This window comes from Ferruginibacter sp. (assembly GCF_031430955.1).
Lineage (GTDB): Bacteria > Bacteroidota > Bacteroidia > Chitinophagales > Chitinophagaceae > Ferruginibacter.
Genome location: NZ_JANPCM010000365.1, coordinates 1 through 9,191, shown reverse-complemented (window position 1 = coordinate 9,191; position 9,191 = coordinate 1). Strand labels below are relative to the sequence as shown.

Sequence of the window (9,191 nt, the reverse complement as noted above, 5' to 3'; positions counted from 1 at the left end):
CTTCTTTCCTGCCGTCCTGCAATTTTGCACCTAAAGAATTAGGTTCGCAATAACCTGTCATTAAAATAGTATTGCGGCTGCTTTCTATATTATTACTGATGTGGTGTTTCACCCTTCCGGCTTCAGCCATACCACTTGCGGAAATTACAACAAAAGGTCCGTTTCTAAAATTCAGCATCTTCGATTCATCAACCGATTTTACAAACTTCAATCCTTTAAATCCAAAAGGATTGTTATCACTTTGTAAAATTTTTTGAATGGTACTGTTAAAATATTGCGGATAATGTTTTACAATTTCTGTTGCTTTTACACTCAGCGGACTGTCAACAAAATAAGGCACGTCGGGTAACCTTCCTTCCAGTTCTAATTGATTTAATGCAAACAATATTTCCTGAGTACGGCCTACACTAAAGGCCGCCATAATTAATTTCCCTTTTTTTTGTATGCAGGCTTTTTCAATCCATTCTAAAATTTGGTCGGGGGTGGTACTGGCATTATTATGCAGGCTGTTACCATAAGTAGATTCTAATAAAATATAATCGGCTTGTGAAAATTCCGCAGGCGATTTTAAAATTACATCTCTGTACCTGCCCACATCACCACTGAAAGTTAGTCTTGTTATTTTACCGGCTTCTTTAATTTTTAAATGCACCGCAGCACTGCCAATAATATGGCCTGCATCGGTGTACATTACTTCTATATGCTCATCAACAGTAAACCAATTATCATATTCTACCGGCACAAAATATTCCGCTGCTTCAAGGGCCTGCTCGGTAGTGTACAAAGGTTTTAAATAGGGTAAGCCTTCCTGTGCCCTTCTTTTATTTTCGTATTTAATATCATTTTCCTGAATGCCGGCACTGTCTTCCATTAACACTGCAGCCAGTTCTTTAGTGGCAGGGGTACAATAAATTTTCCCTTTAAACCCATCGGCAACTAATTTGGGTATCAATCCGCAATGATCAATATGTGCATGCGAAAGTATTAATGCAGTTACAGTTGTTGCATCAAAACCAAAACTGCGGTTCATGGCATTGGTCTCTTTGCCCATTCCCTGAAACATACCGCAATCCAGTAAATATTTATTGCCGTTATTTAAAGTAAGTAAATGTTTACTTCCTGTAACTGTACGGGCTGCGCCGTGGAATCCTATTTTCATAGTAATGCTTTTATAATTTCACCTGATAACGGGAAGATACAAAATATAATTTATGAAACTATTAATATAGAATAATAACAGGAAAGCAGGCAGGCTTTACCATTATTATTTAAGATTTTAAATTTTTTACTGCCTAAAACTTTTATAAATTTCGTGAGCATTAAATTTTTGAAATATCTTAAATGTATTTTCTAAGGTAAAATGGAATCCAGATTTAAGGAAACTTGCAAACAAAGTAATTTTTACTTTATTTTTTTAAAGAATTCCTTATGCTAAAGATATTTAGCATGTTTGTTTTAACCGGTATAAATATATTTGTCTACCCACTTTAAGTGAAGGCTTATCCGCCTTTTTTGTAAATGATAATACCAAAGCCTTACTTTCTTATATTCTGTATTTGTTATCATGCCATCTCATTTTTATTCTGGTTTAAGTTTTGCAAAAAAAATAGTTAAGGAAATCTTATCCAGATAAGGTACTTTGCCTGAAATATTTTTAACCCCTGAGTCTGGGTATATAATTTTTAGTTTTAAAATTGTGCAGAGTTTCATAAAATTTTCAGCCATTAATTTTAACTTCAAATACCAAATCATTTTTCTTTTCGTTATTAATTAACATACTGTTGATAAATTAAACTGGTATCTATCGGTTGTTATTCGTTAAATTTGAAAAGCAAGTGTTAGAAGTACCAACGCAAATTTTTTTGTTAACAAAGTGCTGCTATGTTTGATTGAGTTTTTACAACAACAGAAACAGTGCGTAAAACTGAAAACCATTGACAGAAACGATCATCAACCTTGAAACCGTTAACCCCATTGAATTTTTTGGCGTAAACAACGGAAAGTTAGACATCTTAAAAAAGAAATTCCCTCTCGTAAAAATTCTCAGCCGCGGCACACAAATTAAATTAAGCGGCGCCCCCGAACAAATTGAAGGAGCAAAAGAAAAAATCGATCTGGTACTGCAGTACCTGGAACGTAACGGCCACATGAGCGCAAATTATTTTGAACAAATTTTAGGCGGCGATGATGAAAAGGTTATTGATAATTTTATGGACCGTAACCCAAATGATGTATTGGTGTTTGGCCCCAATGGCAAAACGGTAAGGGCACGTACCGCTAACCAAAAAAGAATGGTGGAAGCCTGCGATAAAAATGATATTTTATTTGCCATCGGCCCCGCCGGTACAGGTAAAACTTATACTGCTGTTGCTTTGGCGGTAAGGGCATTAAAAAACAAATCAGTTAAAAAAATTATTTTAACAAGGCCTGCGGTAGAGGCTGGCGAAAGCCTTGGTTTTTTACCCGGCGATTTAAAAGAAAAAATTGATCCGTACTTAAGGCCATTGTACGATGCACTGGATGACATGATACCTGCAGATAAATTGGGTTATTACATGACCACACGTACAATTGAAATTGCGCCGCTGGCGTACATGAGAGGCCGTACACTGGATAATGCTTTTATTATTTTAGATGAAGCACAAAACACTAACGACCTGCAGATAAAAATGTTTTTAACACGTATTGGCCCCAATGCAAAAGCCATTATTACCGGCGACCCTACACAAATTGATTTGCCTAAGAATCAACAAAGCGGTTTGTTTAAAGCCACCCGTATTTTAAAAAATATAGAAGGCATTGCACATATCGAACTGGATGAAGAAGATGTGGTAAGGCACCGTTTGGTTAAATCAATTATTAAGGCGTATAATAAAGATGATGTTAGAATAACTGATGAAAATAAAAAGTAGTTAGTAGCTTTGGCTAAATGACTTTTTTAAGAAATACTAACCCGACCTATATAATGGGGTGGCTTATGTGCTGCCTCATTTTTTTTTAAAATAGGTGAACAATTATTGTTTTAATATTGAATATATTGTAATACTTTTAAAGAAAAAATATGAAAAAGATTTTCATTTTAACCTCCGTAATAGTTTTATTATTTGGCTGCAGCGGTACGCCAGGCAGTCCAAAAGCTACAGTAATTTCTTTTATTGAAGCAATGAAAAAAGGCGACATGGAAACTATAAAAAAATTAATTACAAAGTCTGATGCCTCAATGTTGTCGATGGCAGAAAGTATGGGACAATTGTTTGGCCAGGATAAAAACATGCAGGATAAGATGAAAAATGAGTTTATTGAAAAATCTAAAAAAGTAAGTTTTAATATTAAAGATGAAAAAGTAGAAGGTGACAATGCTGAAGTAAATGTTGAAATTACTGACGGAAACAAAACTACTACCCAGCCTTTTAAATTATTAAAGGAAGATGGTAGTTGGAAAGTATCATTAATATCTACCGGTTTAAATATGGCCAATAATAATGATGATATGAATAATACAAACATAAATGTAGCAGACAGTATCAATAAAGCCATGGGAGAACTTAAAAACCTTAATACAGATACACTTCAAAAAATAATGAATGAAAACCAGGATAAAGTAAAAGAGATAATGAAAAAAAATCCGGATGCGATGAAAAAACTGGAAGAAGCCTTAAAAAAGAACAGTCAATAAAAATACTAACCCTGTTTATATACAAAGCATCCTGAAAATTCAGGGTGCTTTTTTATTTTTGCTTAACCCAAAGATGTTTAACTTTAATTATGATTAAAAAACTGGTTTATACAATTACCGTTGCCGTAACAATTTTTTCCTGCACCGATGCGGTTAAAAAAAATCCGGTTACCAATAGCGAGGTTGCCACTACTTTTATAAGGGCAGTGCTGGATAATGATTTTAAAACAGCAAAGCAGTATTTACTTAATGATGAAACCAACCAGCAGTATTTTGAAAGTTTTCAGCACCAGTACCAGTTAAAAAACGAAACCGAACTTTCAAAATATAAAAATGCTGACATTATCATTAATTCTTTAGAGCCACAGAACGACACCACAACAATAGTTGATTACAGCAACAGTTATAAAAAAGAAATGAAGAATAAACTTAAGCTGATACGCAGCAGTGGCAAATGGCTGGTAGATTTAAAATATACTTTTGCAGAAAATCAATAACCAATAATGTTTAAAAATTTTCTTTTAGTGGGTTTGGGTGGTGCACTTGGTTCTATGCTTCGTTATGCTTTTTATCTTGCTATAACTGTAAAACAATTTCCTTTAGCCACTTTTGCAGTAAATATTATTGGCAGTTTTATTATTGGTGCAGTGCTGGCTTTAAGTTTAAAAGACGATTTATTTTTAAACAACTGGAAATTATTTATAGCTACAGGCATTTGCGGCGGCTTTACTACCTTCTCCGCTTTTTCGCTGGAGAATATTACACTGTTACAAAACGAAAAATATTTTATTGCACTGGTATATATTGTTTCAAGTATTGTGCTGGGTATTGCTGCAGCATGGCTTGGCTTTATGGCAGCAGGCAGTAAATAACAAATAATAATTGAAATTATAAATCCTAAAAATTCGGAAAAATTTAAAATCGAAAATATGTATGTACTTCATCCATGGCATGGTGCTCATTACGGCGATAAATCTCCGCAAATTGTAAACGGCTTAATCGAAATACCACAGGGCAGCCGTGCTAAATACGAGATCGATAAAAAAACTGGGTTGTTAAAACTCGACAGGGTAATTTATTCTTCTTTCCACTACCCTGTTAACTATGGTTTTATTCCGCAAACATTGGGAGAAGATGGCGATCCGCTGGATATTTTAGTAATGTGCAGCGAAAGTATTCAATCGCTTTGTTTGGTGGAAGCTACTGTTATTGGCAATATGCAAATGATTGATAACGGCGAAAAAGATGATAAAATAATTGCTGTGGCTACCAAAGACCCCGGTGTAAATTATATTACCGATGTGCATGAATTACCCAAACATTTTATTGCTGTACTGAGAAATTATTTTGAAAATTATAAAGTACTTGAAAACAAAGTGGTGGAAATAGATGAGTTTCAAAATAAAAATGCCGCTTATAAAGTTATTGAAGAGTCAATCGTTCTTTATAAAAAAAGTTTTCCTAAATGATCATTAAAAAGAAAGAAATGGATATACAAACTATTCTCATCATTATACTGGTAGGGATAGCCGCCGGTATTTTAGGCGGTCTTGTGGGTGTTGGTGGTGGCATTATTATAGTACCTGCATTGGTTTATTTTATTGGCTTCAGTCAAAAAACAGCACAAGGCACTTCGCTTGGTTTAATAATGCTGCCGGTAGGTATTTTTGGTGTGCTGCAATATTACAAACAGGGCCATGTAGATTTTAAAGTGGTGGGCATGCTTGCCATTGGCTTTTTAGCAGGCAGTTATTTCGGCAGCAGGTTTGCATTAAGCCTGCCACAGGAAACTGTTAAAAAAATATTTGCAGGCCTTATGATTATAATAGCAGTGAAAATGATTTTTTTTGATAAAGAGAAAAAAGAAAATGATCATTCCAACAGCAAACAAAGTTTTGTAGAAAATACTGTTGCAGGCAACGACAGTTAAATAAATATTTAATCCTCCATTCAAAAAAATCTTTTTATAATCCGCAACTGATGCGTTCGCTCGCCCGTTTCTGCATTTACTATTCCCTGGTTATCTATTTTATCAACTCTTACTTTACCCGATGCATGAATAATTTCGTGGCTGTTTAATAAAATGCCCACATGAACGATCTTCCCCTCTTCGTCATCAAAAAAAGCAAGATCGCCACACTGGCCTTCCTGTAAAAAATCTACTGCTTCTCCCTGTGTTACCTGCAGATCTGCATCACGTAATAAAAAAATATTTAAAAATTTATACACGGCTTGCGCAAAGCCACTGCAGTCAATTCCAAAAACAGAACGGCCGCCCCATAAATAAGGAGTGTTTAAAAATTTAAAAGCAATTTTTTGTATTGATGCAACATCATGTTTTATCTCTCCGGCAATTATTTTATTGCCTGTAAACTGTATTGAATCATTTTTTAAATTTATTAAACTCCCCAATGGAATTTGCATTAAGCTGTTATTAAAACTTATCTCGTTTACCCAGTCTGCAGTTAAAATAATATCCTCACTGTAATATTCTTCCATCGTAATTTTCTGTACATGTACTGGCTGGCACCAGCCCTCGTAACCATCGGCTTTGCAACTAATGTTAACCCATCCTTTTGTATCTGCATCATTTATAATACAGCATTCTCCAAATAATAACTGGCTTACCATTTCGCTTTTATGATCGGCATCAATACGAATGGGCGACACAGGTACACAGCAAACGGCATAATTCATAAATCAATTTTAAATTTATCTAAATTATGGAATTTCATTTATGTTTACATCTTTATAACACAAAACTTACCGTAACCAATTTTGAGCCACGGCAAATACCAACATATTGATGATACCGAATTGCTGCAGCGATTTTATGCAGATAAGGATAATGAATGGCTGGGCATTTTACTCCAACGCTACACTATGCTGTTGCTGGGTGTATGCATGAAATATTTAAAAAATGAAGAAGAAGCAAAAGATGCCGTACAGCAGGTTTTTTTAAAAGCCATTAACGAACTGCACAAATACAAAGTAGATTATTTTAAAAGCTGGGTGTACATGGTGGCAAAAAATCACTGCCTGATGAAGCTGAGGGATAAAGGCAAATATACCGCCGAAATAAACGAACAGTTAATGGCCACACCTGATGAAACCGTTGATAAAAATAATTACATTGAAAAAGATAAAGCCCTTACCGCCATGGCGCAGGCTTTAACGCAATTGAACAAAGAGCAGCAACTATGTGTAACTTTGTTTTACTTAGAGAAAAAGAGTTACCACGAAATTACAGAGCAAACAAATTTTTCGCTGCTGCAGGTAAAAAGCCATATTCAAAACGGGAAGCGGAATTTAAAACTTTTGATGGAGAGAAAATAATGAGCAATAGGCAATTAACAATAGGCAATAGGCAAAATAAAAACAATTACTAATGACAATCTTCCATGAGCGATGATTTAAAAAATATATTAAACAACAGCAATAAAGATATTGATAACCAAAAGCTGATGGATTACCTCAGCAAGCAATTATCAAAACAGGACAGTCATGATTTGGAAAAAATGATGGCAGATGATGAATTTATGAACGATGCGGTGGAAGGATTGGAACAATTCAGCAATGTAAAAAAATTACCACTTTCGGTAGAGCAACTAAACAGGGAACTGCAAAAACAAATAGCAAAAAAGAAAAACCGCAAAGAAAAACGTAAAATTAAAGATCAGCCCTGGGTGTATTTTACCATAATACTTTTGCTGATACTTACTATTATTTGTTACTTGATCATTAAAAAACGCATGGAAAATAAAGTGCCTGCTGTTAAAACTGTATCCTCATTAATAATAAATTAAAAGAGTGTAATCAATTTATAATTTCTCTTACCAAACAAATACTGCAAAGTTGGACATTGAACATTGAGCATTGATTATTGAACATTACTCTTCCCTAAAAAAAATCTCTGCAAAAAAAATAAAAACTAATTATTGAACATTACTGATTACACTTAAAAAATTATACAGTAGACAAAACCATTATGCATTCAACGGCACATGTATAGCCACCAGCGTTCCCTTACCAGGAAACGAATCAAAATCAACCGTGCCTTTTAAATATTCAATTCTTGTTTTAATATTTTTCAGGCCAATGCCATCTGCTTTTGCTTTTTCTGCAACCGCAAAACCTTTACCATTATCTTCAATTGTAGCCGCAATTCCATCGGTATCTTTTATTAAAGAAATATCCAGCTGGTTGGCGCCGCTGTGTTTAATTACATTGTTTACACATTCCTGAATTACACGGTACAATACGGTTTCCACATTACTGTCTAATCTTTCATTCAATCCTTCGCTGTATAAATTTACTTTTAAAACACGGTTGTCAATCTTATCAATAAATTCTTTTACGGCGCTGCTTAAACCACTTTTTAACAAGGCATTCGGCATCATATTATGGCTTACCGTTCTTACTTCCTTACAACTTTCATCTACAAGGTTTACAATTTTTTCAAAAGCAATTTTATCCTCGTTATTACCAAAATTCAGGCGGCTTTCAATGCTTGATAAATTCATTTTAGCGGCACTCATAATTTGTCCCACACCATCATGCAAATCTCCGGCTATACGTTTGCGTTCATTTTCTTCTGCTTCAATTACCGCTTTGGTGGCCATGTCCTGCTGCAGCATAATTTCCGACTGCAACTTTTTTGCCTGTTGTAATTTATTGCTGCGGTAAAAAGAAAAACCGAGCAAACCACCTAACAACAGCAATCCCGCTGCACCGCCAATCCAGTAATTCTTTTTTGTTAATTGAAATTGCTGTTGCTGAATTTTTTGTTCTTTTTTTGCGGTTTCATATTTTGCAGAAAGCTCGGAAATGTTTTTTTGTACTTCCATATTCATCGTAGAATCTTTTAAAACTGTTAATTTTCCTGAAACATCTTCAGCTTTTTCCAAATCTCCTTTTGCAGTATAATAAGTAACCAATGAGTTCAAGACATTAATTTTTTCTTTTAAAAAATTCCCATCTTCAGCAATAGCAAAAGCCGAATCAAGGTAAGGCTTCGCATTATCAAATTGTTTCATCTTCATCAACAAAACGCCAATGTCGGTATAATCTATTATCATACCATACTTATCTTCAAATGCTTTATCAATAGGCAGTGATTGATAAAAATAATTTAGTGCAGCTGAGTATTTTTTTTTACTGCTGTTTACTTCACCAAGATTACTTAAAACTATTACCAAGGCATTACTATCACCCGACTGCCGGGCAACCGGCAGCGCCAAATTTAAATAATACAATGCAGAATCGTAGTTTGCTTTTTCCATATAAACCGTACCAATATTACTGGTAAGCATTGCAATACTTTTTAATTGTTTTGCCTTTTTTGCATATTCCAAAGAGCGGCGGTAATAAGAAAGCGCCTCTTCGTAACGACGGTTATTTTTATATACAATACCAATATCGTTTAAGGTGATACTCATTCCATAATCATCACCATATTTTTCTTTAATTGCCAGTGCCTGTAAATGGTATTTAATCGCCTCTTCGTATTGGCCAC

General features: G+C 34.5%; 11 protein-coding genes. 8 read left to right on the top strand and 3 right to left on the bottom strand.

Annotated elements, in window-relative coordinates; genetic code table 11:
- Positions 1–1,159 (bottom strand): MBL fold metallo-hydrolase (locus ACY65O_RS10430; protein WP_462220795.1); only part of this gene is annotated, 1,159 nt, incomplete at its 3' end.
- 775 nt (positions 1,160–1,934) lie between these two features.
- Here ACY65O_RS10430 and ACY65O_RS10425 point away from each other — a divergent pair.
- The 6 genes from ACY65O_RS10425 to ACY65O_RS10400 all read left to right on the top strand — a co-directional run bounded on the left by ACY65O_RS10425 (position 1,935) and on the right by ACY65O_RS10400 (position 5,606).
- Positions 1,935–2,912: a PhoH family protein gene (locus ACY65O_RS10425; protein WP_462220794.1), complete on the top strand. Its 978-nt coding sequence runs from the start codon at positions 1,935–1,937 to the stop codon at positions 2,910–2,912.
- A 149-nt stretch (positions 2,913–3,061) separates the two neighbouring features.
- Positions 3,062–3,676: a DUF4878 domain-containing protein gene (locus tag ACY65O_RS10420; RefSeq protein WP_462220793.1), complete on the top strand. Its 615-nt coding sequence runs from the start codon at positions 3,062–3,064 to the stop codon at positions 3,674–3,676.
- Positions 3,677–3,765: 89 nt separating this feature from the next.
- On the top strand, positions 3,766–4,173 hold the full coding sequence (locus ACY65O_RS10415) for a hypothetical protein (RefSeq protein ID WP_462220792.1): 408 nt from the start codon (positions 3,766–3,768) through the stop codon (positions 4,171–4,173).
- A 6-nt stretch (positions 4,174–4,179) separates the two neighbouring features.
- Entirely contained in the window at positions 4,180–4,548 is a 369-nt protein-coding gene (gene crcB / locus ACY65O_RS10410; protein WP_462220791.1) for a fluoride efflux transporter CrcB, read from the top strand.
- Between the two features lie 57 nt (positions 4,549–4,605).
- Positions 4,606–5,145 carry an inorganic diphosphatase gene (locus ACY65O_RS10405; RefSeq protein WP_462220790.1) on the top strand — a complete coding sequence of 180 codons (540 nt, stop codon included), beginning with the start codon at positions 4,606–4,608 and terminating at the stop codon, positions 5,143–5,145.
- Positions 5,142–5,606 (top strand): sulfite exporter TauE/SafE family protein, encoded by a 465-nt coding sequence (locus ACY65O_RS10400; RefSeq protein ID WP_462220789.1) that lies wholly within the window; start codon positions 5,142–5,144, stop codon positions 5,604–5,606. The genes ACY65O_RS10405 and ACY65O_RS10400 overlap by 4 nt, the downstream gene beginning before the upstream one ends.
- 20 nt (positions 5,607–5,626) lie before the next feature.
- On the opposite strand, the gene ACY65O_RS10395 is transcribed toward ACY65O_RS10400, so the two are convergent.
- Complete coding sequence (locus tag ACY65O_RS10395) at positions 5,627–6,373, bottom strand: C40 family peptidase (protein WP_462220788.1); 747 nt, start codon at positions 6,371–6,373, stop codon at positions 5,627–5,629.
- 81 nt (positions 6,374–6,454) lie between these two features.
- Between ACY65O_RS10395 and ACY65O_RS10390 the strand changes: the two genes are divergently transcribed.
- A complete protein-coding gene (locus tag ACY65O_RS10390; protein WP_462220787.1) occupies positions 6,455–7,012 on the top strand; it encodes an RNA polymerase sigma factor in 558 nt (185 codons plus the stop codon).
- A gap of 65 nt (positions 7,013–7,077) precedes the next feature.
- Positions 7,078–7,482, top strand: a complete 405-nt coding sequence (locus ACY65O_RS10385) for a hypothetical protein (RefSeq protein ID WP_462220786.1) — start codon at positions 7,078–7,080, stop codon at positions 7,480–7,482.
- A 180-nt stretch (positions 7,483–7,662) separates the two neighbouring features.
- Here the strand turns inward: ACY65O_RS10385 and ACY65O_RS10380 are convergent.
- A partial coding sequence (locus ACY65O_RS10380; protein WP_462220785.1) for a tetratricopeptide repeat-containing sensor histidine kinase occupies positions 7,663–9,191 on the bottom strand: 1,529 nt, incomplete at its 5' end.

Coding starts and splice junctions, on each gene's coding strand:
- ACY65O_RS10420 (WP_462220793.1), top strand. CDS start 3,062: ATGAAAAAGATTTTCATTTTAACCTCCGTAATAGTTTTATTATTTGGC.
- ACY65O_RS10415 (WP_462220792.1), top strand. CDS start 3,766: ATGATTAAAAAACTGGTTTATACAATTACCGTTGCCGTAACAATTTTT.
- crcB (WP_462220791.1), top strand. CDS start 4,180: ATGTTTAAAAATTTTCTTTTAGTGGGTTTGGGTGGTGCACTTGGTTCT.
- ACY65O_RS10405 (WP_462220790.1), top strand. CDS start 4,606: ATGTATGTACTTCATCCATGGCATGGTGCTCATTACGGCGATAAATCT.
- ACY65O_RS10400 (WP_462220789.1), top strand. CDS start 5,142: ATGATCATTAAAAAGAAAGAAATGGATATACAAACTATTCTCATCATT.
- ACY65O_RS10395 (WP_462220788.1), bottom strand. CDS start 6,373: ATGAATTATGCCGTTTGCTGTGTACCTGTGTCGCCCATTCGTATTGAT.
- ACY65O_RS10385 (WP_462220786.1), top strand. CDS start 7,078: ATGAGCGATGATTTAAAAAATATATTAAACAACAGCAATAAAGATATT.